This window comes from Janthinobacterium fluminis, from assembly GCF_028595325.1.
Lineage (GTDB): Bacteria > Pseudomonadota > Gammaproteobacteria > Burkholderiales > Burkholderiaceae_D > Janthinobacterium > Janthinobacterium fluminis.
In genome coordinates this window covers 124,235-150,076 of the sequence record NZ_JAQQXR010000006.1, presented here as the reverse complement: position 1 = coordinate 150,076, position 25,842 = coordinate 124,235, and the positions used below count along the sequence as shown (strand labels likewise).

Sequence of the window (25,842 nt, the reverse complement as noted above, 5' to 3'; positions counted from 1 at the left end):
GGCGGCGGGGCTCCGCGCCCGCGCCCCCTTTTCCAACGAACGGCGGAACCACCATGCCCATTCCCTTCCTGCGCCGGGCGCGCGGCCTGCTGGCCGGCGCCCTGCTGCTGTTGTGCGCCGGCGCGGCCTGCGCCGCCGAGCCCGCCATCCACCGCGTTCCCGGCCATGTGTTCGGCACCGAGGTCGAGGTCGCCATCTATGGCGAGACGGAGGCGCGCGCCGAACAACTGGGCGCCCGCGTGCTCAACGAGTTCGACCGCCTGCACCACAAATTCCACGCCTGGCAGCCGAGCGCCTTGACGGCGCTCAACGACGCCATCGCCCGCGGCGAGTCCTACCAGGGCGACGCCGAGATGGTCGACCTGCTGCAGTCGGCCGGCCGGCTGGCCGAGCGCTCCGACAATCTGTTCAATCCGGCCATCGGCCGCCTGATCCGCCTGTGGGGCTTCCAGAGCAGCGACATCACGGCGCACGCGCCCAGCGCCGCCGAGATCCGCCGCTGGGTGGACGCCAAGCCGCGCATGAGCGACCTGCGTTACGACGGCACGCGCATTTCCAGCCGCAACAAGGCGGTGATGCTGGACCTGGGCGGCTACGCCAAGGGCTATGCGCTGGACCGCGCCGCCGCCATCCTGCGCGCCGAGCACGTGCAGGCGGCGCTGATCAACATCGGCGGCAATGTGCTGGCCATCGGCCGGCCCGGCGCGCGGCCGTGGCAGGTCGGCGTGCGCGATCCGCGCGGCGCCGGCGCCGTGGCCCAGTTGGCGCTGCACGACAACGAGGCGATCGGCACCAGCGGCGATTACCAGCGCTACTTCATGAACGAGGGCAAGCGCCATCCGCACATCATCGACCCGCGCAGCGGCGACACCATCGACCTGGTGGCCTCGGTCACCATCATCGCCTCCGGCGGCAGCGACCCCGGCACGCGCTCGGACGGGCCGTCCAAGCCGCTGTTCATCAACGGCCCGAAAAACTGGCAGCGTCTGGCGCAACGCCTCGGCCTGAGCCATGTGATGCTGATCGACGCCGACCGGAACGTCGAGATGACGCCGGCCATGCGGGCGAGGATGGTGGTGCGGCAGCGCTGAGGTAAAGGCGCACTATTGGTGAGACGGAAAATGTAGTATGTTGAAACGATATAGTCGATTCGGCGGAACGGGGTTTGCGCAAACGCATCGGCGCCTTGCCTTTCTTGTGCCGTAATTGAGTTTGGCGCAACGAAATAGTTGCATTTAACGATTGACTATAAAAACAGTATCAACTTATTATCGTTGCGTCTCAATCAAGGAGTCGCCGTGAATTTACCTTGTTTCACCCTGCTGGCGCTGACGCTGTCCGCCGCGCTGGCCCATGCCGCGCCCGTCAGCGAGGCTGGCCGGAGCTGCCATTTGCCCGGTTCCGAAGACGCCTTGCGTTGCGTCACCGTCACGGTGCCGCTCGATTATGCCCAGCCCGGCGGCGCCACCCTGGCCCTGCACGTGACCGTGGCGCCGGCCTTCCGCGACGCCGCCCGGCCGGACCCGCTGTTCATCCTCGCCGGCGGTCCGGGCGAGGCCGGCTCCGACGTGCTGCCGCTGCTGGCCGCCACCTTCGGCAAGACCCGCGCCACGCGCGACATCGTCTTCATCGACCAGCGCGGCACGGGCCTGTCGGGCAAACTCGACTGCGAGCGCCGCGACGGCGACGAGCTGCTCGGCGAGGCCGAGGCGGAGCGCGCCGCGCGCGCCTGCCTGGGCGCGCAGAAGCAGCCGCTGGCCGCCTACACGACGGCGAACGCGGCGCGCGACCTGGACAGGGTGCGCCTGGCGCTCGGCTACGGCAAGGTCAACCTGTGGGGCGGCTCCTACGGCACCCGGCTGGCCCAGGCGTATGCGCGGGCCTTCCCCGCCCAGGTGCGCGCGCTGATACTCGACAGCGTGGCCGCGCCCGAGCAAGTGATACCGGCCGGCGGGCGCGACGCCCAGGCCGCGCTGGACGGCCTGTTCAGCCTGTGCGCCGCCAACGCCGGCTGCGCCAAGGCCTTCCCCGAACTGCGCGCCGAATTCGCCGGCCTGGTCGAGCGCCTCGGCCGGGGGCCGATCGAGATCAACATCGTCAATCCGCGCACCGCCGAGCCGCTGCGCGTGCAGATGAGCAGCAACCGCTTTCTCGGCACGGTCCACAGCATCCTGTATTCGCCGCTCGACAGCAGCCGCCTGCCTTTCCTGATCCACAGCGCCTACCAGGGCCGCTGGCAGCCGTTCATGGCGCGCAGCAACCTGGCCAGCGACATCTCCGTCGACGGCGGCCTCGGCTTCGTGCTGCACCTGGCCGTCACCTGCGCCGAAGACTATCCGCGCCTGACGCCGGACTTGCTGGCCGAGGACACGCGCGGCTCCTTCCTCACCGCCGCGGCGATCCGCCAGCGCGCCGACCTGTGCACGGCCGTCAAGGTGCCGGCCGTGCCGTATGCCGCGCCGACGCCGATCGCCGCGCCGGCGCTGCTGCTGTCGGGCGCGCTCGACCCCGTCACGCCGCCGCGCCGCGCCGAGGCGGCCGCCCGCCATATGCCGCGGGCCCAGCATGTCGTCGTCGCCAATGTCGGCCACGGCGTGTCGCAACTGGGGTGCGCGCCGCGTCTGCTGCGCGCCTTCCTCGACCGGCCCGAGCAGCCGCTGGACGCGCAGTGCCTGAAGGAGATTCCGGCGCCGACCTTCCTGCTGCGCAGCGCCGGACCGCAACCCTGAGCCGAGGAGGCACGATGATTGAAGTTCACGATGTACGCAAACATTTCGGCGCCGTGCAGGCCCTGGCCGGCGTCAGCTTTTGCGCCCGCGACGGCCACATCACGGCGCTGCTGGGCCCCAACGGCGCCGGCAAGACCACGCTGCTGCGCCTGCTGGTGGGGCTGCTCAAGCGCGACCACGGCAGCATCAGCATCGACGGCGTCGATCCGGCCGTCGAACCGCTCAAGGTGCGCAACAACATCGGTTTCCTGACCGACCAGTTCGGCCTGTACGAACGCCTCAGCACGCGCGAATACCTGCGCTATTTCGGCGAGCTCAACGGCATGGACCAGGCCGCCATCGCGCGCCGCACGGACGAGGTGGTGGAGCTGCTGGGGCTGGAGGATATCCTGGAGCGCCGCTCGAAGGGCTTTTCGCAGGGCCAGCGCATCAAGGTGGCGCTGGCGCGCACGCTGCTGCACCGGCCGCGCCACCTGCTGCTCGACGAACCGAGCCGGGGGCTCGACGTGATGAGCACGCGGGCGCTGCGGCGCGCGCTGAACGTGCTGCGCGAGGAGGGCTGCTGCGTCATCATGGCCTCCCACGTGATGCAGGAGGTGACCCACCTGTGCGACGACGTCATCGTCATCGCCGGCGGGCGCACCGTCGCGCAGGGTTCGCCGCAGCAGTTGTGCGAGCAAACCGGCATCGTCAACCTGGAGGACGCCTTTGTCAGCCTGGTGGGCACGGATGAGGGGATCGCCGCATGAAGCCGAAGTTTCTCGTCGTCTTCCTGAAGGAATTGACGGACAATCTGCGCGACCGCCGCGCCATGGTGCTGTTGCTGTTCATGGTCTTGCTGTACCCGGTGATGTACGGCTTCCTGTTGAACAGCCTGATCACGCGGGCCGGCAAGCCCGAGCGGGAAGGCATCGAGCTGGTCGTCATCGGCGGCGCCCAGGCGCCCACGCTGATGGCCCAGCTCAAGCAGAAAAACGTCATCATCCGCGAGAGCGGGCCGATGACGGAGCAGGCCGTCACCGATTTGCTGCACGAACACACGGTGGTGGCCGTGCTGAAGCTCGACAAGCATTTCGCCGAGCATTACCAGGCGATGCGGCCGGCCCGCGTCGAGCTGTGGTTCGACTCGGCCTCGGAGAACAATGCCAAGCAGCGCGAGCTGGAGGACGTGCTGCGCGACTACAGTTCCGGCATCGCCAGCGGGCGCCTGCTGGCGCACGGCGTGTCGCCGACGACGGGCTTGCCGATCAAGGTGCAGCGCTACGACACCGGCACCAACGCGTCGCGTTCGGCCACCTTCCTGGGCGCGCTGCTGGGCATGCTGTTCCTGCCCGTCTTCATCTGCTGCATGAGTTGCGCCGTCGACAGCACGGCCGGCGAACGGGAGCGGCGCTCGCTGGAGGTGTTGCTGGCGCAGCCGGCCAGCGCGCTCGAACTGGTGGTGGGAAAATGGCTGGCGGCCTCGACGCTGTCCCTGGTCGGCGTGACGCTGGAGCTGGTGCTGACCCACGCGGTGCTGCGCTGGTTGCCGCTGGAGGAGCTGGGCATGTCGTGGCGCTTGAGCGGCCTGGACCTGGCGCTGTTGTGCCTGGTGACGATTCCGCTGGCGTTGCTGGCGGCGGGCTTGCAGGTGGCGCTGGCGATGAACGCGAAATCGTTCAAGGAGGCGCAAAGCACGCTGAGCTTTGTCACGCTGCTGCCGATGGTGCCGGCGATGGCGGTGCCGATGCTGGGGTTGACGACGGCTAGCTGGATGTACCTGGTGCCGGTGCTGTCGAACCTGACGCTGTTGCGCGAGTTGGCCAAGGGGCAGGATGTGGGCTGGCTGCCGTTCGCGATGACCTTCTTCAGCGCCTTGCTGCTGGCCCTGCTGTCGGTCGCCGTCGCCAGCCGGCGCATGCAGAGCGAGCGCTACGTGCTCAGCGTCTAAGGCGCCGCGCCCTTCGCCTCGCCTTTGCGCCAGGCGAAGGCGGCGGCCGGCCGCCGCGCTACACTGGGGCATGGCCATGCCCGACGACTACGACACGCCCTGGAAGGACGCCGTGACGCGGTATTTTCCCGCGTTCATGGCGTTTTACTTTCCGCTGGCCCACGCGCTGATCGACTGGTCGCGCGAGCATGTCTTCCTTGAGCAGGAACTGGCGCAGATTTGGCCGGACGCGGCGCTGGGCAGGCGCATCGCCGACAAGCTGGTCCAGGTCACGCTGCTGGGCGGCGCCCGCAAATGGGTGCTGGTGCACCTGGAAGTGCAGGGGCGGCGCGACAGCCGTTTCGCCGAGCGCATGTTTATCTACAATTACCGCATCTTCGACCGCTACCATTGTCCCGTCGCCAGCCTGGCTCTGCTGGCCGACAACAGCGTCGCCCGCAAGCCCGCCGCCTTCGGCTACCGGCTGTTCGGCTGCAGCGTGGACATGGCCTTTCCCGTCGTCCGGCTGCAGGATTTCGCCTGCCGCTCGGCGCAGTTGTTGCGCGACCCGAATCCGTTTGCGCTGGTGACATTGGCTTACTTGTCCTGCCGCCGGACCAAGGGCAAGGCGGCCCGGCGCGCCGCCGAGAAATGGCGCTTGGCAAAGCTGCTGTTTCAGCGAAATTGGGGGAGGCAGGCTATCATGGACTTATTCAAGGTGATTGACTGGATGATGCGCCTGCCTGAGCCGCTGGAGTGCGCGTTCTGGCGCCGCGTCGAGGAAAGGAGACAGAGCATGCCGTATATCACTTCGTTTGAACGCATCGGCTTGAAACTGGGAATGGAGAAAGGACTGGAGAAAGGGCTGGAGAAAGGCCTCCAGCAAGGCCGCGAGCAGGGACTGCAGGAAGGACTACAGGAGGGACTGCAGGAAGGCGTGCGGCAGGGGCAGGCGCAGTTGCTGACGCAGATGCTGCAGCAGCGCTTCGGCGCCTTGCCCAAGCGCGTGCAGAAACGCCTTGCCCGGGGCTCGACGGAGGAATTGCTGGCCTGGTCGCAGGCCTTCGTCGACGCGACGACGCTGGAGCAGGTGTTCCAGGCTTGAGGCAAAAAAAAGCCCGCTAACGAGAGCGGGCTGAATCTATTTTCTTGGAGGAGAATAGAGGAGACAGATGCAGTATGCCGCGCCGCATCATATAAATCCACTTTATATACGTGATGACTGTAATTGATTTTGTGAATATCTGATGCCCGGCCAGCATGCCGCGCCGTACCTGCCCGGCCTTTGAACCCGCGCATAAAAAAGGCTGCAAACCCGCCGGTTTGCAGCCTTTTGTCTGTGGCGCGCCCGATCAGCCCTGGGCGATGCGCGCGGCGATGTGGGCCAGCGCCTCCTCGACCTGGTCGATCAGGATCAGGCACAGGTCGCCCTCGCCCAGGCGCACCAGCGCCGTGTCGATGGCGATGAACTCGCCGTTGATTTCGTCGACGTGGGTGGTGCGGCTGGCGCCCTGCAAGCCCTGGCGCAGCAGTGCCACGACCTCGCCGTCGGCGCGGCCGCGCTGGCACTGGTCCTGGTACAGCAGCACGTCGTCGAAGGCGGCGCCGAGGATTTCCGTTTGCTGGCGGATGTCCTCGTCGCGGCGGTCGCCGGCGCCGCTGATGACGACCGAGCGGCGCTTGGCCGGCATGCTGTCGACGGCGCGCACCAGCGCCAGGATGGCGTCCGGGTTGTGGCCGTAGTCGGCGATGACGGTGGCGCCGCGGTGCTGGAACACGTTGAAGCGGCCGGGCGCGTTGTCGCTGTCGTTGGCGAACGAGGCCAGGCCGGCGCGGATCGCCTCCCACTCGATGCCGACGGCCCAGGCGGCGGCCACGGCGGCCATGACGTTCTCGACCTGGAAGCCGATGGCGCCGTTGCCGGTGATCGGCACGCCTGCCAGCGCGATCCGCTGGGCGCTCTTGCCTTCGGCGGCGACCAGGTCGGCGCCGTCGATGTAGACGACGCGGCGGCCCTGGGCGCGGTGCATCGACATCACCGGGTGCTGGTGGTCGGCGGCGAAGAAGGTGATGGTGCCGCGGCAGTTGGCGGCCATGCTGGCGACGGCCGGATCGGCCGCGTTGAGCACGGCGACGCCGCTGTCGGCGACGTTTTGCACGATGACGCGCTTGAGCACCGCCAGGTCCTCGACGGTGGTGATGTAGTTCAGGCCGAGGTGGTCGCCCGAGCCGATGTTGGTGACGACGGCGACCTGGCAGCGGTCGAAGGCCAGGCCCTCGCGCAGCACGCCGCCGCGCGCCGTTTCAAACACGGCCGCGTCGACGTCGGGGTGCAGCAGCACGTTGCGCGCGCTGCGCGGGCCGCTGCAGTCGCCGCTGTCGATGCGCCGCCCCTCGATGTAGACGCCGTCGGTGTTGGTCATGCCGGTGCGCAGGCCGGCGGCCGTCAGCAGGTGGGCGATCAGGCGCACCGTGGTGGTCTTGCCGTTGGTGCCGGTGACGGCGACGACCGGAATGCGGCCGTCCTCGCCGTCGGCGAACATGGCCGAGATGATGGCCTCGCCGACGGCGCGGCCCTTGCCGAAGGAGGGCGACAGGTGCATGCGCAGGCCGGGCGCGGCGTTGACTTCGACGATGCCGCCGTTCTGCTCCTCGATCGGTTGCAGCACGCTGTCGCAGACCACGTCGACGCCGCAGATGTCGAGGCCGACCATGTGGGCGGCGGCGATGGCGCGCGCCGCCACCTCCGGATGGACGTCGTCGGTGACGTCGGTGGCGGCGCCACCGGTGGACAGGTTGGCGTTGTTGCGCAGGATGACGCGCTGGCCGGTCGGCGGCACGGAGTCGGCCACATAACCCTGTTTCGCCAGGCTGGCCAGGGCGATGTCGTCAAAGCGGATCTTGGTCAGCGAGGTCGCGTGGCCGCTGCCGCGGCGCGGGTCCAGGTTGACCTGTTCGACCAGTTCGCGCACCGAGCGGGTGCCGTCGCCGACCACCTGCGGCGGGTCGCGGCGGGCGGCGGCGACCAGCTTGTTGCCGACCACCAGCAGGCGGAAGTCGTTGCCGGGCAGGTAGCGCTCGACCAGGATGTCGTCGCGGAACTCGCAGGCGGCGTGGTAGCCGGCCGTCAGCTGCTCGCGGGTGGTGACGTTGACCGTCACGCCCTTGCCCTGGTTGCCGTCCTTCGGCTTGATGACGACCGGCAGGCCGATCTCGCAGGCGGCGGCCCAGGCGTCGTCGGCGTCGGCGACGACGCGGCCCAGCGGCACCGGCACGCCGGCCGCGTGCAGCAGGCGCTTGCTCAGTTCCTTGTCCTGGGCGATGGCCTCGGCGATGGCGCCGGTGCCGTCCATTTCGGCGGCCTGGATCTTGCGCTGGCGGCTGCCCCAGCCGAACATGACGAGGCTGCCGTCGGTGAGGCGGCGGAACGGGATGTTGCGGGCCACGGCCGCCTGCACGATGGCGCCGGTGCTCGGGCCCAGGCGCACGTCCTCGTCGAGGTCGCGCAACTGCGCCAGCGCGGCCGGCAGGTCGAAGGGCTGGTCGGCGGCGGCGGCGCGGCACAGTTGCTGCGCCAGCTCCAGCGCGAGGCGGCCGACGGCCTCCTCGGAATATTCGACGACGACCTGGAAGATGCCCAGCTCCAGCGTCGGCGTGGTGCGGCTGAACGTCACCGGGCAGCCGGCTTGCGCCTGCAGGCCCAGGGCGGCAAGCTCCAGCACGTGGGCCAGCGGGATGGCGTCGTCGTGGCCGGTCGGCTGCAGCGGCCCCATCGCGGGGAAGCGCGCGCGCAGGCGGCTTTCAAAGCCGGCCATGGCGCCGACGCACAGTTCGTCGGCGCCGCAGGCGACGATCGCCTCCACGGAGGTGTGCTGGCTCCACAGGTTGGGGCCGCGCAGGGCGCGTATGCGAGATACTTCCATAAACCGTTTTCCTATCTTGTTGTTCTTGGCTGGCAGCGCCGCGATATTGTTATTGGGTTGCCGTGTTCGCGTCAAAGGTGCGCAGGCCGGCGCAAATCAGTTCGGGCGCGACGTCCAGCGCCCAGGCGGCGGCGACGGCGGCGGCGACGGCTTCCGGCTGGGCCGCCGTCGCGGCCGGCAGCGCGGCCAGCGCCAGTAGGGCCGTTTCGTCGGCGCCCTGCGCCAGCACGATGCCGCCGTCGCGCACGAAGACGGCGCGCTCGCCCAGCTCGCGGTGGGCGGCGATGGCCGCCAGCGCGGCGTCGAGGCCGTAGAAGATCACCTTGCCGTCGCACAGCTCGGCCAGGTCGGCCACGGCGGCGTCGGCGGCGTTGAGCACGGCCACGCCGTCCGGCAGGATGACGTCGACCTGGGTGCGCACGACCTTGCGCATGTCGGCGTCGTCGCAGATGTAGAACTCGGCCAGTTGCGGCTGCGGCGCCATGTCGGTGACGATGCCGACCGCGCATTTGTCGTAGGCCAGCCCTTCGCTGACGATCATCCTGGCGTTGCTCTCGAAGACGGCGGCCTGCACCGAGCGGTTGATCAGCAGGCGCTGGCCGGCCTCCCAGTTGGCGCTGTCGGCGCCGGTGACGCGGCGCTGGTCGAGGTAGAGGCCGTCGGCGCAGGCCACGCCGGTGTGCTTGCCGCTGCGTTGCAGCAGGCTGCCGACGAGGCGCGCGACCAGGCTGGCGCCGCGGCTGCCGGTGACGCCGACGAGGGGGATGCGGCCGCTGTCGGCGGCGCCGAACAGGTGGCCGACGATGGCGGCGCCGACCGGGCGCGGCTGGCCGTCGGCCGGCTTCAGGTGGGCCAGCAGGCCGGGGCTGGCGTTGACTTCGATGATGGCGCCGCGCTGCGCGTCGAGGGGACGGGAGATGTCCTCGGCGACCAGGTCGACGCCGGCGATGTCGAGGCCGACCACGCGCGCGGCCAGCGCGGCGGCGTAGGCCACCGAGGGGTGGACGCGGTCGGTGACGTCGTAGGCGACGTTGCCGTTCGGCTGGATCAGCACCTTCTGGCCTGCCAGCGGCACGGAATACGCCGTCATGCCCTGGCGTTGCAGTTCGAGGATGATCTCGGCGCCGTTTTCCGGCGCCAGCGCGTTCAGCGGCGCGTCCTCGCCCGTGCCGCGGCGCGGGTCCGTGTTGATCTGGCTGTCGACGAGGGCGATGATGTTGGCCACGCCGTCGCCGGTGACCCACAGCGACTCGCCCTTGGCGGCGGCGACGACGTGCTTGCCGACGACCAGCAGGCGGTGTTCGTCGCCGGTGATGTAGCGTTCCACCAGCACGCTCTGGCTGTCGCCCTTGCGGCTGGCCAGGTGGTAGGCCGCCTCGACGTCGGCCTGGGTCATCAGGTTCAGCGACACGCCGCGGCCGTGGTTGCCGTCATACGGCTTGACGACGACGGGCAGACCGATGTCCTGCGCCTCTTCCCAGGCCTCGGCGGCGCTTCGCACCAGGCTGCCCTCGGGCACCGGCACGCCGCAGGAGCGCAGCAGCGATTTGGTCAGGTCCTTGTCGCTGGCGATGCTTTCGGCGATCGCGCTGGTGCGGTCCGTCTCGGCCGTCCAGATGCGGCGCTGGGCCGCGCCGTGGCCCAGTTGCACCAGATTGCCGTCGGTCAGGCGCAGCGAGGGGATCTTGCGTTCCGTGGCCGCCTCGACGATGTGCGCCGTGCTCGGCCCCAGGCAATGCTCGTCGACCAGCTCGCGCAACTGCGCCAGCGCGGCGTCGAGGTCGTAGGGGCGGTCGTCGATGGCCGCCAGCAGCAGCGCGCGGCCGGCCTCCAGCGCGGCGCGGCCGACCTGCGGCTGGCGCGTGCGGAAGGCCATCTTGTAGACGCCCCGTTCGCCGGTCGAGCGGGTCTTGCCGAAACCGGTGCGCATGCCGGCCAGGTTTTGCAATTCCAGCACCACGTGTTCGAGGATGTGGCCGGACCAGGTGCCTTCGCGCAGGCGTTCGAGGAAGCCGCCGCGCGCGCCGACGCCGCAGCGGTGTTCGATCAGGCCGGGCAGCCAGGCGACGAGGCGCTCGTACAGGCCGGGCAGGGTGTTCGACGGGAAGTCTTCCAGTTCGCCGATATCCAGCCACGCCTCGATCACCGGGCGGTAGGTCCAGATGTTCGGGCCGCGCAGGTGGTTCACGCGGAGGAATATGATGTCTTTCTTGTTTGTCATGTAAATAATTCTTCGATAACAGGCTTGGCGCTTTGTGCGTCCAATTATTATTTAGAGGCTTTCTTCCAATTGCCGTCGGTGTGCATGCAGGTTCGCCGCTGCAGCGGAGTGCCTATCCGTGTTTGTTGATGGCATGGCAAAAATAAGATCCTGGTGCTGGCGTTCGCCGTCGCGCCATTATTGTTATTGATGCCGCAAGAAATCGCGCGGCTGCCACCGCTGTTTGCCCCTTACGCAAGGCCGAATTTCCCGAAGCCCATCCTGTTGTATACTCTCAGTAACGAAGCTTACCGTGCAGAACCGATTTCTGCCAGTGCGCGTCCATCCGATAGAATACCGTAAATTGCTGCCGCGATACGTGCGCCGTCCGCCGGCGCCGCGTTATTCTGCAACAGATTGACAGACAGAATTGATCGGGCCATTGTGTGCCTTTCCCCATTTTTCCCAGAATCCCCGCCCCTGAGGGGCCAGGCCTTGAGCCGGAATACGCTTGACGATGACAACTGAACAACTTCCCTCCGCAACGGCGCCCGCTTTGGCGCCCCCATCCTTGCCCGAACCCTGGCACGGCGAGCTAGAAAAAAAGCTCGCATCCGGGGAGAACGTTTTAACTAGCGTTGAGGTTGACCTGGATGCGCGCTTGCGCTTCACAAAAGGCATTATTGTCGTCACGGAGCGCCGTTTACTGGCCCGCTCGCCCGGCGAGACCGTCTGGCACGACTGGGCCTACCGCCCGGGCCTGAGCCTGAAACACCACGACCACGCCGGCGTCGGCCACCTGGAGTTGCAGGATGGGCAAGGGCGCCTGGCGGCGTGGCGTTTCACGCTGGGGCAAAACCTGCACGCGCTGCGCCTCATCGAACAATTCCGCGAGCGCCTGGACAGCCATGTCAGCGGCCTGCCCGTGCAGGCGGCCGAGCAGAACGTCTGCCCCAGTTGCAAGGCGCCGCTGGAGCCGGACCAGGACGAGTGCCCGATCTGCACCAAGGTCTTGCACACGCCGCCGTCGACGCTGACGCTGTTCCGCCTGTGGCGCTTCGCGCTGCCTTACCGCGGCCAACTGGCGCTGGGCTTCACGCTGATGCTGCTGAGCACGGCGGCGCACATGATCCCGCCGTATCTGACCAAGCCGCTGATGGACAATGTGCTGATCCCCTACCAGAACGGGGTGAAGATCGACCCGATGCTGGTGGTCTGGTACATGTCGGGCCTGCTCGGCTCGGCCGTGCTGGCCTGGGTGCTGGGCTGGGGCAAGACCTATGTGCTGGCGCTGGTGTCGGAGCGCATGGGCGCCGACCTGCGCTCGGCCACCTACGAGCATTTGCTGAAGCTGTCGCTGGAATATTTCGGCGGCAAGCGCACCGGCGACCTGATGTCGCGCATCGGCAGCGGCAGCGACCGCATCTGCGTGTTCCTGTCGCTGCACCTGCTCGACTTCGCCTCCGACGTGCTGATGATCGTCATGACGGGCGTCATCCTGTGGAGTTTGAACCCCTGGCTGGCCGTGATGACGCTGCTGCCGCTGCCCTTCATCGCCTGGATGATCCACATCGTCCGCGACCGCCTGCGCACCGGCTTCGAGAAAATCGACCGGGTCTGGGGCGAGGTGACCAACGTGCTGGCCGACACCATTCCCGGCATCCGCGTCGTCAAGGCCTTCGCCCAGGAACGGCGCGAGGCGAGCCGCTTCCGCGAGGCCAATGCGCACAACCTGGCCGTCAACGACAAGCTCAACAAGGTGTGGTCGCTGTTCTCGCCGACCGTTTCCTTCCTCACCGAGCTGGGGCTGCTGGTGATCTGGTGCTTCGGCATCTGGCAGGTGTCGCAGGGCGACATCACGGTGGGCGTGCTGACCGCCTTCATCGCCTACAGCTCGCGCTTCTACGGCCGCCTCGACTCGATGAGCCGGATCGTCTCCGTGACGCAGAAATCGGCCTCGGCCGCCAAGCGCATCTTCGACATCCTCGACCACGTTTCCAGCGTGCCGGAGCCGGTGGCGCCGGTCAAGCTTGAGCGCATCGAGGGCCGCATCGACCTGCGCGAAGTCGGTTTCCGCTACGGCAACCGGGCCGTCAACCGCGGCATCTCGCTCAACATCAAGGCCGGCGAAATGATCGGCCTGGTCGGCCACAGCGGTTCCGGCAAGAGCACGCTGGTCAACCTGATCTGCCGCTTCTATGACGTCTCCGAGGGCGCCATCCTGCTCGACGGCGTCGACATCCGCGCGCTGGCCGTGTCCGACTACCGCAGCAACATCGGCCTGGTGCTGCAGGAACCCTTCCTGTTCTTCGGCACCATCGCCGACAACATCGCCTACGGCAAGCCGGGCGCCAGCCGCGAAGACATCATCGCGGCGGCGCGCGCGGCGCACGCCCACGAATTCATCCTGCGCCTGCCGCAGGGCTACGACTCGATGGTCGGCGAGCGCGGCCAGGGCCTCTCCGGCGGCGAGCGCCAGCGCATCTCGATCGCCCGCGCGCTGCTGATCGACCCGCGCATCCTCATCATGGACGAGGCCACCTCGTCGGTCGACTCGGAAACGGAGAAGGAAATCCAGAAGGCGCTCGACAACCTGGTGCAGGGCCGCACCACGATCGCCATCGCGCACCGCCTGTCGACGCTGCACCGGGCCGACCGCCTGGTGGTGCTGGACCGCGGCGAGGTGGTCGAAGTGGGCAGCCACGACGAACTGATGGCGCGCGAGGGCGCGTATTTCCGGCTGTACGAGGCGCAGGCGCGCAACGTCGACACGGACATGGACGACAAGGAATAAGCAATGGCAAGCACAACTTTTCAACTGAGCCGCAACGCCTTCGGCAAGCTGGTATTGACGGACGCCGACGGCCAGGTGCACGAGGGCGTGGCGCCGGTGCGGGCCTTCCCCATCCAGTCGCCGGAGCGCGGCATTTCGATGGTGTTGCCGGACGGCCGGGAGGTGGCGTGGATAGACTTCATCGGCGACTTGCCGACGTCGCTGTGCACGCTGGTGCAGGACGAGCTGGAGGGGCGCGAGTTCATGCCCGAGATTCTCCACATCGGCAGTGTCAGCAGCTACGCGACGCCATGCACCTGGCACGTCAAGACGGACCGCGGCGACACCCATTTCGTGCTCAAGGGCGAGGAAGACATCCGCCGCATCGGCGCCTGCTCGCTGCTGGTGGTCGACAGCCACGGCATCCACTTCCTGGTGCGCGACATGTTCGGCATCGACAAGCACAGCCGCAAGATACTCGACCGCTTCCTGTAAGGCGGCGCCGGGCCGCCGGCTGGTGCGCCTAGCCCGGCAGCGCCGACAGCGTGAAGATCTCGAAGCCCGTCTCGGTGACGGCCAGGCTGTGCTCGAACTGGGCCGACAGCGAGCGGTCCTTGGTCACCGTCGTCCATTTGTCGGGCAGCACCTTGACCTGGTAGCTGCCGGCGTTGATCATCGGTTCGATGGTGAAGATCATGCCGGGCTCCAGCACGACGCCGGTGCCGGCGCGGCCGTAGTGCAGCACCTGGGGCGCGTCGTGGAAGACCTTGCCCAGGCCGTGGCCGCAGAAGTCGCGCACCGACGAAAAACCCTGGGCCCGCGCCACCGCTTCGATGGCGGCGCCGACGTCGCCCAGCGTGGCGCCGGGACGCACTTGCTCGATGCCGGCCATCATCGCCTGGTAGGCCGTCTTGACCAGGCGCGCCGCCAGGATGGACACGGCGCCCACCTCGAAGGTGCGGCTGCTGTCGCCGTGCCAGCCCTGGAACTTCGGCGTGACGTCGATGTTGACGATGTCGCCGGCGCGCAAGATCTTCGTCTCGGACGGGATGCCGTGCGTGACCACGTGGTTCACCGAGATGCAACTGGCATGCTTGTAGCCGTGGTAGTCGATGGTGGCGGGGATGCTGCCGGCGGCGCGCATATAGTCTTCGCACAGTTTGTCGAGCGCCGCCGTGGAGACGCCCGGCTTGACGTGGGGGGTGATGAAGTCGAGCGTGTCGGCGGCGATGCGCCCGGCCGCGCGCATCGCGGCGAAGCCCTCCGCGTCGTGCAGCGGGATCGGTTTGCCGTGGTCTTGCTGGGTCGAGTAGCGCATTGCTTCAGTCCGTTTCGATGTTGGCCAGGGCGCGCACGGCGTCGTGCGCGGCGCGCAGGATCGCGTCCGCGCCGGCGGGGATGGCGTGGTGTTGCGTCAGATAGGGTTTGACGACGGCGACGGGGCCGTCGATCAGGATGAAACGCAGCGTCGCGGCGGCGTTTTCGCCGCCGGCCGGCAAGGCCAGCAGGCAGCGCTCGAAGCAGGCGTCCAGCTCGGCCTGCTCCGCCTCCAGCGCCGCCCGCAGTTGCGGCGCCAGCGTGGCGTCGGCCAGCGGCTGGTCTTCGCATTGCAGCAGGAAGCGGGCGTAGACGGGCTTGCGGCGGCACCAGTCGAGCAGGGCGGCCACGCCGTCCCAGCTGTCGGCGCCTTGCCAGCGGCTGGCGACGTCGGCGCGGAAGTCGGCTTTCACGCGCAGCCAGGCGTGCGCCAGGATGGCGCCGCGCGAGTCGAAGCGGTGGTACACGGAGCCGATCGGCGCGCCGGCGCGCACGGCGATGGCGGCCATCGACACGGCGGCCATGCCGCACTGCGCGGCGACGTCGATGGCGGCGTCGATGAAGTTGTCTGCGTTGAATTTAGCGAGTCTGACCATTCAAATAGAATATAGATTCTATTTGATGCTGTCAAGGTCGGGGCGGGGCGCAATGTTTACAGCGGCAATGAGTTGTTTATAATGCATCTTCGTGGCGCATACGCGCCGCGCCGTCCCACCATTGAAAGGATACCCCATGCGTGTTCTTCCCCTCTTGGCGCTGGCCTGCCTGGCGCTGCCGGCCTTGCCGGCGGCGGCCCACGGCGGCAAGGCGGCGCCGCCGCAGCGCGCCATCGAGCGCTACGCCGCGCGCGCCGGCTGGCAGGCCGAGGCGCTGGCGGCCGGCTTGCCGGCGCCGGTGCTGCGCCTGCGCGTGCCGTCGCCGTTCGGGCGGCGCGGCAGCGGCGTGCCGCTGCTGCCGGACAAGCCGCACTCGACCATCTACCGCTTCAAGTATCTGGACTTGCCGGCCGGCGTAGAGCCGGCGCTGCCGTTCCGCTACGTCGAGATCGACTGGAATACGGAGGGCGAGGTGCGCGGGCCGAACGGCTCCTTCGTCACGCCGCACTTCGATTTCCATTTTTATACGCGGAGCCGGGACTTTGTCGAGCGCGAGATGCACTGCATTTCAAGCGGCAACACCTGTGATTCGCAGCAAACCCGTTATGTGCAGATGCGCCGCTTCCTCGACTTGCCGCCGCCCTGTTTCTTCCCCGCGGCCGACTACTTTCCCGACACGGGCAGTTCGATCGCGCAGATGGGCTTGCACAGCCTGGACGGCAGCTTCGACTACAGCAAGCGCAACGTCGACGCCAACCCCGTCATCATCTACGGTTCCTTCGATGGCGAACTGGCTTTCCTGGAGGCGTCGCTGACCTTGCATGCCTTCAGCCGCGCGGCCAAGCTGGCCGCCGCCGGCGGCAAGAGCGCCTGGCCGATACGCCAGCCGGCCGCCTATGCCCATGCGTGGTGGCCGACGGGGATCACGCTGGAATACTTGCCCGGGGACGACGTTTTCATTTTTGAGCTGAACGGCTTTGCCATGCACCCCGTGCAAGCCTACGGCGCCACCGCCTGCGCCTCAGTGCGCTGACGGCGCTTGCGGGCCGCGCCGCAGCCGGTCCGGCGTGGCGCCGCCGTGGCGGCGGAACATGGCGATGAAGGCCGACGCCGTGCTGTAGCCCAGGCTCAGGGCGACCGCCTGCACCGTCTGCCCCTGTTCCAGTAGCGGCAGCGCGGCCAGGTAGCGCTGGCGCTGCCGCCACGCGCCGAAACTCATGCCCAGTTCGCGCTGGCAGCGCCGCGCCAGCGTGCGCTCGGTCAGGTGCAGTTGCGCGGCCCAGTCGGCCAGCGTGCGCGGGCAGCCGGGCTGGCGCCGCAGCGCCTCCAGCAGCGGCGCCAGCACCGGGTCTTCGCTGCCGGGCAAATAGTTGCTGCTGGGTGGGGCCAGCCGCAACTGGTCCAGCAGCACCTGCGCCAGGCGCCGGTCGGCCGGGCTGGCCGGCGTCGTCACGCGGCGGCCGGCGAAATCGGCGAGGATGGCCTTCAGCAGCGGGCTCAGCTCCAGGGCGCAGTGGCGCGCCGGCAGCGTGGCGCACAGGGCCGCGTCGATGTAGGCCGAGTGGTAGGCGACGTTCTGGCGGATGGTGGCCTCGTGCGGTGTGCCCGGCGGTATCCACACGGCGTACTGCGGCGGCGACAGGTAGCGCTGGCCGGCGACCTTGAGTTCCATCACGCCGCTGGCGCAATAGTTGAGCTGGCCCCAGGGGTGGCTTTCGCTGCCGAAGTGGCGCGCCCGCGCGTAGGTTTCGATGCGGAAGTAGATCTCGTAGGGGAGGGCGTCGGCGACGGGCGGGTGGTGCGGGTTGCTGGCCATATTGTCCTGTTGCGCGCATGGTTTGTCCGTTTCGGATTATATCCATTTAAACGGACTGTGCGAGAATCGCTCGATGAACCTCAAACACTATCTGTTCCCCTTGTGCGCGGTGCTGATCTGGGCCGCCAACACGGTCGTCAGCAAGCTGGCCGTCGGCGTCGTCGACCCGGCCGCCATTTCCTTCTACCGCTGGCTGCTGGCCGGCGTCCTGCTGGCGCTGGCCTTCGGCCGGCCCGTGTGGCGCCAGCGCGCCGCGGTGCGGCCCTGGCTGCCCAAGCTGTTCGTGCTGGGCATGCTGGGCATGGTCATGTACCAGTGCCTGGCCTACGTCGCCGCGCAAACGACGAGCGCGACGAACATGGGCATCCTGGCCTCGCTGATGCCGCTGCTGGCCGTCGGCCTGAGCGTGCTGCTGCTGGGCGAGGCGGCCACCGTCGGCGGCGTCGGCGGCGGCCTGCTGTCGCTGTTCGGCCTGGCCTATCTGCTCAGCCACGGCGACCCGGCCGCGCTGTTGCGCCACGGCGCCGCCGCCGGCGACGCGCTGATGCTGCTGGCCTGCCTGTCCTACGCCGGCTACGGCGTGCTGCTCAAGCGCTGGAAGATCCCCTTGAATAACTGGCATTCGCTGCTGGTGCAGATCTGGTGCGCGGTGCCGGTGCTGCTGGTCTATTACCTGAGCCGCTCGGCGCCGCCGGTCAGCGCCGCCGGCCTGCCGCTGGTGCTGTTCGCCGGCATTCCGGCGTCCGTGCTGGCGCCCTTCCTGTGGATGCACGGCGTCGGCAAGCTCGGCCCCAGCCGCGCGACGACGATGATGAATCTGTTGCCGGTGTTTACGGTCGCGATCGCCTTGTTGTTTCTCGGCGAAACCCTGCACGCTTACGACGTCGTCGGCGGCCTCGTCACGCTGCTCGGCGTGGTGCTGGCGCAGACGCTGAAGCGGCCTCTGCGGGCGGCCGCGCCCGTTTAAAAAGTTTCGGAAGTCGCGGAATTTCCGTATATTATTATTCCTCCGGTTCCGGCCGCCCATTCCGCCGGCTCAGCAATCCTTCACGAAAGGATCGGTGGTGTCCGCTGCATCACTGTCCCAGCCCTCTCCGTCTTCCCGCCTGCCAGCCCGGCGCTGGCCGCGGCCGCGCGCCCGGCGCACAGTTTCGGCCCGCCCCAGTCTCCGGCGGCATATTACGCAAGCTCCGTTCAACCTGGGAGTAAGAAATGGCTATGTCGAATATGAAGATAGGCGCGCGCCTGAGTATGGGCTTTGGCGTCGTGCTGGCCCTGCTGCTGGCCGTGACGGTGTTGGGAATCAGCCGCATGGCGCAGGTGGCCGAGCGGCTCGACGAGATCACCAATGTCAATAACCCCGAGGGCAAGCTGGCCGGCATCATGCTCGCCACGGTGGCCGACCGCTCGATCGCGCTGCGCAACCTGGCCCTGCTCACCGAGCTCAAGGATATGCAGCCTGAGGCCGAGCGCATCAAGCGCAACGAGCGGAAGTACGCGGAGGCCGAGGCCAAGCTGAGCCAGATGTTTGCCACGCTGCCCAGCACCAGCGAGCGCGAGCGCGCCATGCTGCCGAAAATCAAGGCGGCGGAGGCGGCCAGCCTGCCGGTGATGGCCAAGGCGGCCGAGCTGGGCCTGGCCAACAAGGCCGAGGAGGCGACCCGGGTCTTGATCCAGGAGGTCCGGCCGGCGCAGGCGGCATGGCTGGCCCTGTTGACGGAGCTCGACGAGCTGGAGGACCAGATGAACCAGGAGGCCGGGACCGAGGCGGCCAAGGTGTACACGGACGCGCGCACGCTGATGATCGTGCTGTCGGCGCTGGCCGTCGGCGCGGGCGTGTTCATCGCCTGGCTGGTCACGCGCTCGATCACCGTGCCGATGCTGGCGGCGGTGCAGGTGGCGCAAACGGTGGCCGCCGGCGACTTGACCAGCCGCATCGACGCCACGGCGCGCGATGAAACGGGGCAGTTGCTGCAGGCGCTCAAGGAGATGAACGACAGGCTGCTCGACATCGTCGGCCAGGTGCGCAGCGGCACCGACACGATCGCCACGGCGTCGAGCGAAATCGCCAGCGGCAACCTGGACCTGTCCTCGCGCACCGAGCAGCAGGCCAGCTCGCTGGAGGAGACCGCCTCGTCGATGGAGGAGCTGACCTCGACCGTCAAGCAGAACAGCGACAACGCCCGCCAGGCGAACCAGTTGGCGGCGTCCGCCTCGGACGTGGCCGGCAGGGGCGGCGCCGTGGTGGCCCAGGTGGTCGAAACGATGGGCTCGATCAACGATTCCTCGCGCAAGATCGTCGACATCATCGGCGTCATCGACGGCATCGCCTTCCAGACCAATATTTTGGCGCTGAACGCGGCCGTCGAGGCGGCCCGGGCCGGCGAGCAGGGCCGCGGTTTCGCCGTCGTCGCCAGCGAGGTGCGCAATCTGGCGCAGCGCTCGGCCGCCGCCGCCAGGGAAATCAAGACCCTGATCGGCGATTCGGTCGAGAAGGTCGACGTCGGCAGCAAGCTGGTGGGGCAGGCCGGCACGACGATGGACGAGATCGTCGCCAGCGTGCGGCGGGTCACCGACATCATGGGCGAGATCGCCTCGGCCAGCCGCGAGCAGGAGGTGGGCATCGAGCAGATCAACCAGGCCATCACGGAGATGGATGGCGTGACGCAGCAGAACGCGGCGCTGGTCGAGCAGGCGGCGGCCGCCGCGGCCTCCTTGCAGGACCAGGCCGGCAACCTGGCGCAGGTGGTCAGCGTGTTCAAGCTCGACAAGGCGCACGGGCAGGCGCCGGCGCGCCGGGCGCCCGCCCGGACCAGCCTGGCGCCGCCGCGCCTGCCGGGCGCCGGCGGATAAACGGCGCGGCGCGGCCGGCGCCGCTATTTCCCCTTGCCGCGTGGTAAATCAAAGGTTTATATTGCTATCGATATAAGATATAGTCTGGCGCATACGCCGGTCACAATTCATGAATGCTGTCGCACGGAGCTGTAGCAATGCCAACAAAGCCGCCTGAAGCACAAAGCACGATCCTGATCATCGACGACAGCGTCGACGCGATTCGCTTGTTGAGCGGCATATTGAAGGACATGGGGCAGATCCTCTTCGCCACCAGCGGCGCGGCCGGCATCGAGCTGGCGCAGCAGCGCCGCCCGCAACTGATCCTGCTCGACGTGGAAATGCAGGCGATGGACGGCTACGAGGTGTGTCGGCGCATCAAGGCCGACAGCGACATGCGGGATTGCGCCATCATGTTCGTCACGGCCCAGTCGACGATGGACAGCGAGGTCGCGGCGTTGGAGGCGGGCGCCGTCGACTTCCTCTCCAAGCCGCTCAACGCGCCCGTCGTGCGGGCGCGCGTGCGCACCCACCTGAAGTTGCAGCGGGCGACGGCGGCCCTGATGCAGCTGGCCAACAAGGACGGCTTGACGGGCTTGTTCAACCGGCGCTATTTCGACGAGCAGCTGGCGCGCGAGTTCCTGCGCCACAAACGCCAGGGTTTGCCGCTGAGCCTGGCGTTCATCGACATCGACTGCTTCAAGGCCTATAACGACCACTACGGCCACCAGAGCGGCGACGCCTGCCTGAAGCGGGTGGCCGAGCTGATCGAGGGCGCCACGCAGCGCCCGTCCGAGGTGGTGGCGCGCTACGGCGGCGAGGAATTCGTCGTGCTGCTGCCCTACACGGACGCGGCCGACGCGGCCAAGTACGGCGCCTGGTTGTGCGAGCAGATCGCCGTCGACGCGCTGGCGCACGCGCGCTCGCCGGTGGCCGCCCACATCACCGTCAGCGTCGGCCTGACGTCGATGGTGCCGGGCGAGGCCAATTCGGCGCTGAACCTGGTCGCCGACGCCGACCGCGCGCTGTACCAGGCCAAGTCGGCCGGGCGCAACCGCGCCGTCACGGCCACGCCGCTGTAGCGCGTCCGGCGTGGCGATGCGCGACGGCACACAGCGGGGCGGCCAGCCGGTGCCGGTGCCGGCGCGCTGGCGCCGGCTGGCCGGCCTGGCGCTGTTCGCGCTGGTGTATTTCGGCGCGGCGCGGCTCGGTCTGCTGCTGGCCTTCGCCGACAGCAACGCCACGCCCGTCTGGCCGCCGTCCGGCATCGCCTTCGCCGTGCTGCTGCTGTGCGGTTTCCGCATGTGGCCGGGCATCCTCGTCGGCGCCTTCGCCGCCAACCTCGCCGCCTTCGCCGCCAACGGCGTCGCGCCGGGCTGGACCGGCGTGCTGGTGTCGCTCGCCATCGCCTGCGGCAACACGCTGGAGGCGCTGCTGGGCGCCTTCCTGCTGCGCCGCTTCGCCGGCGCCTCGCGCCAGCTGACGCAGCTGCAAAACATCTACAAATTCGCCCTGGTGGCCGTGCTGATGTGCCTGCTTAGCGCCGGCATCGGCGCGCTCGCCCTGGTCGCCGGCGGCGTCGTCGCGCCGGCCGCGCAGTGGGCCGTGATGAGCGTCTGGTGGCTGGGCGACATCGCCGGCGTCGTCATCGTCGGCCCGGTGCTGTTGTCGTGGCGCCACTACCGCCACCGCGGCTGGAGCGCCACGCTGGCGCTGGAGGTGGGCGCCTCGCTGCAGGTGCTGCTGTTGCTGGTCGCGCTGGTGTTCGGCCAGCGCTTCGCCGCCGACGGCGAGCTGCGCTGGCTGGCCTATCTGCTGATCCCCGGCATCGGCTGGGCCGCCTACCGCTACGGCCTGCGCGGCGCCAGCCTGGTGTGCCTGCTGGCGGCGACCGGCGCCGTCTGGGGCACCAGCCGCGGCCTCGGCCCCTTCGCCACCGGCACCTTGAACGACGCGCTGGTGGCGATCCAGAGTTTCAGCGTGCTGTGCAGCTTCATCGGCCTGGTGCTGTGCGCCGACATGAGCGAGCGGCGCCGCCAGGACCAGTTGTCGCGCGACGGCCGGCGCATCGTCGGCCAATGGCTCACGCTGCTGGTCGGGGTCGGCCTGACCGTGTTCGTCTGGAACCTGATCGCCGTCGGCACCGAGCGCCGCGCGCGCGAGCGCTTCGACGTGCTGGCCCTGAACATCGAGCAGCGCATCAACGAGCGCATGGCCAGCTACGAGCAGGGCTTGCGCAGCACGCAGGCGCTGTTCAACGCCGCCGGCGCCGTCACGCGCGAGCAGTGGCGCGACTTCGTCGTGGCGATGGCGGTCGACCGCAACTTCCCCGGCCTGCAGATCGTCGGTTACGCCCAGGCGCTGGCGCCGGACGGCGTGGCCGCCTTCGAGCGGGGCGTGCGGGCCCAGGGTTTCCCGCAATTCCACCTGTGGCCAGCCGGCCCGCGCGAGGCGTATACCTCGATCTTCCTGCTCGAACCCGAGTCGCCCAGCAACTGGCGCGCCTTCGGCTACGACATGTTCTCCGAGCCGACGCGGCGCGCGGCGATGGCGCGCGCGCGCGACTGGGGCGCCCCCGCGCTGTCGGGCAAGGTGACGCTGGTGCAGGAGAGCGGCGTGGCGCCGCAGGCCGGCTTTTTGATGTACCTGCCGGTGTACCGGCGCGGCGCGCCGCAGGGGCGCGTGGCCGAGCGCCGCGCCGCGCTGCAGGGCTATGTCTACAGCGCCTTCCGCATGGACGACCTGATGCGCGGCATCCTCGGCCAGGCCGGCAGCAGCGTCGCGCTGGAAATTTTCGACGGCAGCAGCATCACCGAGGCGGGGCGCATGCACACCAGCGTGCAGCGCACGGCGCGCGAGCTGCGCAGCTATCCCAACCCCTTCGTCGCGCAAAAAGTCATCGAGCTGGCCGACCACGCCTGGACCGTGCGGGTGACCTCGCTGGCCGCCTTCGAGGACGGCATCGACCGGCAAAAGTCGCAGATCGTGCTGGTGGCGGGCACCGTCATCAGCCTGCTGTTTTTCGGCGTCGTGCGGGCGCTGTCGGCGCGCCGCGAGTACGCGGTGGCGCTGGCGCGCGACATGACGGCGGCGTTCAAGCAGTCCGAGCGCAAGTTCGAGTCGCTGGTTGACGCGGCCAGCGAGTTTTCCATCATCGCCACCGACCTGTCCGGCATCATCCGCGTCTTCAGCACCGGCGCCGAGCGCATGCTGGGTTACCGCGCCGATGAGATGGTGGGCCAGCAGACGCCGGCGCTGCTGCACGTGGGCGCGGAACTGGCGGCCCGCGCGGCCGAGCTCAGCGTGCAACTGGGCCGCCCGGTGCAGGGCATAGCGGCCGTCGTCGCGCTGCCGCGGCTGGGCCAGGCGGAGTCGCGCGAATGGACCTATGTGCGCAAGGACGGCACGCGGCTGCCGGTGGGCCTGGTGGTGACGCCGATCAGCGACGCCGACGGCGTCATCAGCGGCTTTCTCGGCGTGGCCAAGGACATCACCGGGCCGAAGCAGTTGCAGGCCTCGCTGCTGGCGGCCAAGGAGCAGGCCGAGGCGGCCAGCCGCGCCAAGAGCGAGTTCGTCGCCAATATGAGCCATGAGATACGCACGCCGCTGAACGCCGTGCTGGGCATGGCCCACCTGCTGGGCGGCAGCGTGCTGTCGGCCGAACAGCGCAAGTACCTGGACATGATACGGGTGTCGGGCCAGTCGCTGCTGAGCATCCTCAACGACATCCTGGACTTCTCGAAGATCGAGGCGGGGCGCATGGAGTTGGCGCCGGCGCCGTTCCAGCTCAGCGAGGTGCTCGACGCCGTCGCCGCCATCATGGCCGTCAACGCCGGCGAGAAGGATCTGGAGCTGGCCATCGGCGTCGAGCCGGACGTGCCGCTAAGCCTGGTCGGCGACGCGCTGCGGCTGCAGCAACTGCTGATCAACCTGGCCGGCAACGCCATCAAGTTCACCGAGCGGGGCGAGGTGTCGCTGCTGGTCGAGCTGCTGCGCCGCGACGGCGACACGGCGCTGCTGCGCTTTTGCGTGCGCGACAGCGGCATCGGCATGGACGCCGAGCAGCAGGGGCGGCTGTTTTCGGCCTTTTCGCAGGCGGACGCCTCGACCACGCGGCGCTTCGGCGGCACGGGCCTGGGGCTGGCCATCTGCCGCCGCCTCGTCGACATGATGGACGGCAGCATCGAAGTGAGCAGCGCGCCCGGCCAGGGCAGCGCGTTTTGCCTCTGCCTGCCGCTGGCGCTGGGCGCGCCGGCGGCGCCCCCGCCGGCCGCGCCGCTGCGCCTGCTGGTGGTCGACGACAACGCCACCAGCCGCGACTACCTGTGCAAGACCATCCGCGCCTGGCACTGGCAGGCCGACGGCGCCGACGGCGGCGCCCAGGCGGCCGAGCGGATGCTGGCCTGCCGCGCGGCGGGCGGGCGCTACGACGCCGTGCTGGTCGACTGGCAGATGCCCGGTATGGACGGCCTGGAAACGATGCAGGCGCTGCGCCTGCTGCAGCCCGACGCGGCGGTGCCGGTGCTGGTGATGGCCAGCGCCTTCGGCCGCGGCAAACTGATGCGCGAAGACGCCGTCGCCGACGCCGACGCCATCCTGCTCAAGCCGGTCACGCCGTCCGGCCTGGCCGACGCGCTGCACGAGACGCTGGCGCTGCGCGCCGGCGGCGGCCGCGGCGCGCCGTTCGAGCCGCGCGCGGCGTCGGCGCGCCAGCGCATCGACGGCGCGCGTCTGCTGGTGGTCGAGGACAATCCGCTGAACCAGGTGGTGGCGCGGGCCATGCTGGAGCAGGCCGGCGCCAGCGTCGACACGCTCGACGACGGCCGCAAGGCGGTCGAGCGCCTGCGCACCGACCCGCGCCGCTACGATCTGGTGCTGATGGACGTGCAAATGCCGGTGATGGACGGTTTCGCCGCGACGCGGGCGATCCGCGCCGAACTGGCGCTGGCGCTGCCGGTGCTGGCGATGACGGCCGGCGTCATGCTGTCCGAGCGCGAGCAGTGCCTGGCCTCGGGCATGAATGATTTCATCGCCAAGCCGATCAACGTCGAGCAGATGCTGGCGGCGATCGCGCGCCACCTGCCGGCCGGGCGCCTGCTGCGTCCCGGCGCGGCCGAGGCGCAGCAGGCGCGCGGCCGCGACGGCGTGTTCGACCCCGGCCAGCTGCTCAAGTACAGCAACGACAACCCGGCGCTGCGCGCCACGCTGTGCGACCTGATCCGCAACATGAGCGTGCGCGCGCCGCTCGACACGGCGGCAGCGCGCGCGGCCTGGCAGGATGGCCGCGCGGCCGAGGCGGCGCACAAGTTGCACGGCCTGCGCGGCTCCGTCGGCACGCTGGGTGCGCAGCGCTTCGCGGCGGCGGTGCTGGCGCTGGAGACGGCGCTGCGCGGCGCGTCGAGCGGGCGCGAGGCGGCGCTGTTCGACGCGGCGCAGCGGGAAATCGAGGCGACGGCGGCGGCCGCGCGCGCCTGGCTGGCGGCGCAGAACGCGCTACCGCCCGCCGACGGCGAGGACGATGCCGACGCGGCGCTGGACGGCGCGCGCATCGAGCAATGGAAGGCTTTGCTGGCGGGCCAGGACCTGGACGCCTGCGAAGGCTACGCGGCGCTGCGCCCGGCGCTGCGGCGGCAACTGGCGGCCGACGAACTGGCCGCGCTCGACGGCGCGATGGAGCGGCTCGATTTCAAGACGGCGCTGGTGCTGCTGAGCGTAGCGGCGGGATGACGGAAATACTGCGAAAAGGG

At 69.0% G+C, this 25,842-nt stretch carries 17 protein-coding genes; 12 read left to right on the top strand and 5 right to left on the bottom strand.

Annotated elements, in window-relative coordinates; translation table 11 throughout:
* Positions 1–53 precede the first annotated feature (53 nt).
* From OIK44_RS16420 to OIK44_RS16400, 5 genes are all read left to right on the top strand, one after another.
* Positions 54–1,091: an FAD:protein FMN transferase gene (locus tag OIK44_RS16420; protein WP_273672185.1), complete on the top strand. Its 1,038-nt coding sequence runs from the start codon at positions 54–56 to the stop codon at positions 1,089–1,091.
* A gap of 207 nt (positions 1,092–1,298) precedes the next feature.
* Positions 1,299–2,729 (top strand): alpha/beta fold hydrolase, encoded by a 1,431-nt coding sequence (locus tag OIK44_RS16415; protein ID WP_273672184.1) that lies wholly within the window; start codon positions 1,299–1,301, stop codon positions 2,727–2,729.
* A 14-nt stretch (positions 2,730–2,743) separates the two neighbouring features.
* A complete protein-coding gene (locus OIK44_RS16410) occupies positions 2,744–3,478 on the top strand; it encodes an ABC transporter ATP-binding protein (protein ID WP_273672182.1) in 735 nt (244 codons plus the stop codon).
* Positions 3,475–4,659 carry an ABC transporter permease gene (locus OIK44_RS16405; protein ID WP_273672180.1) on the top strand — a complete coding sequence of 395 codons (1,185 nt, stop codon included), beginning with the start codon at positions 3,475–3,477 and terminating at the stop codon, positions 4,657–4,659. The genes OIK44_RS16410 and OIK44_RS16405 overlap by 4 nt, the downstream gene beginning before the upstream one ends.
* Positions 4,660–4,735: 76 nt before the next feature.
* Positions 4,736–5,743 carry a DUF4351 domain-containing protein gene (locus OIK44_RS16400; protein ID WP_337587206.1) on the top strand — a complete coding sequence of 336 codons (1,008 nt, stop codon included), beginning with the start codon at positions 4,736–4,738 and terminating at the stop codon, positions 5,741–5,743.
* 247 nt (positions 5,744–5,990) lie between these two features.
* On the opposite strand, the gene cphA is transcribed toward OIK44_RS16400, so the two are convergent.
* Positions 5,991–8,561 carry a cyanophycin synthetase gene (cphA, locus tag OIK44_RS16395; RefSeq protein ID WP_273672176.1) on the bottom strand — a complete coding sequence of 857 codons (2,571 nt, stop codon included), beginning with the start codon at positions 8,559–8,561 and terminating at the stop codon, positions 5,991–5,993.
* A 49-nt stretch (positions 8,562–8,610) separates the two neighbouring features.
* Entirely contained in the window at positions 8,611–10,782 is a 2,172-nt protein-coding gene (locus OIK44_RS16390; RefSeq protein WP_273672174.1) for a cyanophycin synthetase, read from the bottom strand.
* Positions 10,783–11,278: 496 nt separating this feature from the next.
* Between OIK44_RS16390 and OIK44_RS16385 the strand changes: the two genes are divergently transcribed.
* Together OIK44_RS16385 and OIK44_RS16380 are read left to right on the top strand one after the other, a co-directional pair.
* Entirely contained in the window at positions 11,279–13,555 is a 2,277-nt protein-coding gene (locus OIK44_RS16385) for a cyanophycin metabolism-associated ABC transporter (RefSeq protein ID WP_273672536.1), read from the top strand.
* Positions 13,556–13,558: 3 nt separating this feature from the next.
* Positions 13,559–14,029: a cyanophycin metabolism-associated DUF1854 family protein gene (locus OIK44_RS16380; protein WP_273672173.1), complete on the top strand. Its 471-nt coding sequence runs from the start codon at positions 13,559–13,561 to the stop codon at positions 14,027–14,029.
* A gap of 28 nt (positions 14,030–14,057) precedes the next feature.
* Here the strand turns inward: OIK44_RS16380 and map are convergent, their stop codons facing one another.
* Together map and OIK44_RS16370 are read right to left on the bottom strand one after the other, a co-directional pair.
* The gene (gene map, locus OIK44_RS16375; protein WP_273672171.1) at positions 14,058–14,852 is read right to left on the bottom strand and encodes a type I methionyl aminopeptidase; all 795 of its coding nucleotides are present in this window, start codon (positions 14,850–14,852) and stop codon (positions 14,058–14,060) included.
* 4 nt (positions 14,853–14,856) lie between these two features.
* The gene (locus tag OIK44_RS16370; protein ID WP_273672170.1) at positions 14,857–15,447 is read right to left on the bottom strand and encodes a TetR/AcrR family transcriptional regulator; all 591 of its coding nucleotides are present in this window, start codon (positions 15,445–15,447) and stop codon (positions 14,857–14,859) included.
* Between the two features lie 136 nt (positions 15,448–15,583).
* Between OIK44_RS16370 and OIK44_RS16365 the strand changes: the two genes are divergently transcribed.
* On the top strand, positions 15,584–16,480 hold the full coding sequence (locus OIK44_RS16365; RefSeq protein ID WP_273672169.1) for a hypothetical protein: 897 nt from the start codon (positions 15,584–15,586) through the stop codon (positions 16,478–16,480).
* Here OIK44_RS16365 and OIK44_RS16360 read toward each other — a convergent pair.
* Positions 16,469–17,263, bottom strand: a complete 795-nt coding sequence (locus OIK44_RS16360; RefSeq protein ID WP_273672167.1) for an AraC family transcriptional regulator — start codon at positions 17,261–17,263, stop codon at positions 16,469–16,471. The genes OIK44_RS16365 and OIK44_RS16360 overlap by 12 nt on opposite strands.
* 73 nt (positions 17,264–17,336) lie before the next feature.
* Between OIK44_RS16360 and OIK44_RS16355 the strand changes: the two genes are divergently transcribed.
* The 4 genes from OIK44_RS16355 to OIK44_RS16340 all read left to right on the top strand — a co-directional run bounded on the left by OIK44_RS16355 (position 17,337) and on the right by OIK44_RS16340 (position 25,822).
* On the top strand, positions 17,337–18,230 hold the full coding sequence (locus OIK44_RS16355) for a DMT family transporter (protein ID WP_273672166.1): 894 nt from the start codon (positions 17,337–17,339) through the stop codon (positions 18,228–18,230).
* A 245-nt stretch (positions 18,231–18,475) separates the two neighbouring features.
* The gene (locus tag OIK44_RS16350; RefSeq protein ID WP_273672165.1) at positions 18,476–20,116 is read left to right on the top strand and encodes a methyl-accepting chemotaxis protein; all 1,641 of its coding nucleotides are present in this window, start codon (positions 18,476–18,478) and stop codon (positions 20,114–20,116) included.
* A gap of 137 nt (positions 20,117–20,253) precedes the next feature.
* Positions 20,254–21,177, top strand: coding sequence for a GGDEF domain-containing response regulator (locus OIK44_RS16345; RefSeq protein WP_273672163.1), 924 nt, complete (start codon positions 20,254–20,256; stop codon positions 21,175–21,177).
* A 16-nt stretch (positions 21,178–21,193) separates the two neighbouring features.
* Positions 21,194–25,822: a CHASE domain-containing protein gene (locus OIK44_RS16340; protein WP_273672161.1), complete on the top strand. Its 4,629-nt coding sequence runs from the start codon at positions 21,194–21,196 to the stop codon at positions 25,820–25,822.
* The last annotated feature ends 20 nt before the right edge of the window (positions 25,823–25,842 follow it).

Excerpts from the sequence above, each read along its gene's own strand:
- OIK44_RS16420 (WP_273672185.1), top strand. The coding sequence starts at position 54 with ATGCCCATTCCCTTCCTGCGCCGGGCGCGCGGCCTGCTGGCCGGCGCC.
- OIK44_RS16410 (WP_273672182.1), top strand. The coding sequence starts at position 2,744 with ATGATTGAAGTTCACGATGTACGCAAACATTTCGGCGCCGTGCAGGCC.
- OIK44_RS16405 (WP_273672180.1), top strand. The coding sequence starts at position 3,475 with ATGAAGCCGAAGTTTCTCGTCGTCTTCCTGAAGGAATTGACGGACAAT.
- OIK44_RS16400 (WP_337587206.1), top strand. The coding sequence starts at position 4,736 with ATGCCCGACGACTACGACACGCCCTGGAAGGACGCCGTGACGCGGTAT.
- cphA (WP_273672176.1), bottom strand. The coding sequence starts at position 8,561 with ATGGAAGTATCTCGCATACGCGCCCTGCGCGGCCCCAACCTGTGGAGC.
- OIK44_RS16390 (WP_273672174.1), bottom strand. The coding sequence starts at position 10,782 with ATGACAAACAAGAAAGACATCATATTCCTCCGCGTGAACCACCTGCGC.
- OIK44_RS16385 (WP_273672536.1), top strand. The coding sequence starts at position 11,279 with ATGACAACTGAACAACTTCCCTCCGCAACGGCGCCCGCTTTGGCGCCC.
- OIK44_RS16380 (WP_273672173.1), top strand. The coding sequence starts at position 13,559 with ATGGCAAGCACAACTTTTCAACTGAGCCGCAACGCCTTCGGCAAGCTG.
- map (WP_273672171.1), bottom strand. The coding sequence starts at position 14,852 with ATGCGCTACTCGACCCAGCAAGACCACGGCAAACCGATCCCGCTGCAC.
- OIK44_RS16370 (WP_273672170.1), bottom strand. The coding sequence starts at position 15,447 with ATGGTCAGACTCGCTAAATTCAACGCAGACAACTTCATCGACGCCGCC.
- OIK44_RS16365 (WP_273672169.1), top strand. The coding sequence starts at position 15,584 with ATGCGTGTTCTTCCCCTCTTGGCGCTGGCCTGCCTGGCGCTGCCGGCC.
- OIK44_RS16360 (WP_273672167.1), bottom strand. The coding sequence starts at position 17,263 with ATGGCCAGCAACCCGCACCACCCGCCCGTCGCCGACGCCCTCCCCTAC.
- OIK44_RS16355 (WP_273672166.1), top strand. The coding sequence starts at position 17,337 with ATGAACCTCAAACACTATCTGTTCCCCTTGTGCGCGGTGCTGATCTGG.
- OIK44_RS16350 (WP_273672165.1), top strand. The coding sequence starts at position 18,476 with ATGGCTATGTCGAATATGAAGATAGGCGCGCGCCTGAGTATGGGCTTT.
- OIK44_RS16345 (WP_273672163.1), top strand. The coding sequence starts at position 20,254 with ATGCCAACAAAGCCGCCTGAAGCACAAAGCACGATCCTGATCATCGAC.
- OIK44_RS16340 (WP_273672161.1), top strand. The coding sequence starts at position 21,194 with ATGCGCGACGGCACACAGCGGGGCGGCCAGCCGGTGCCGGTGCCGGCG.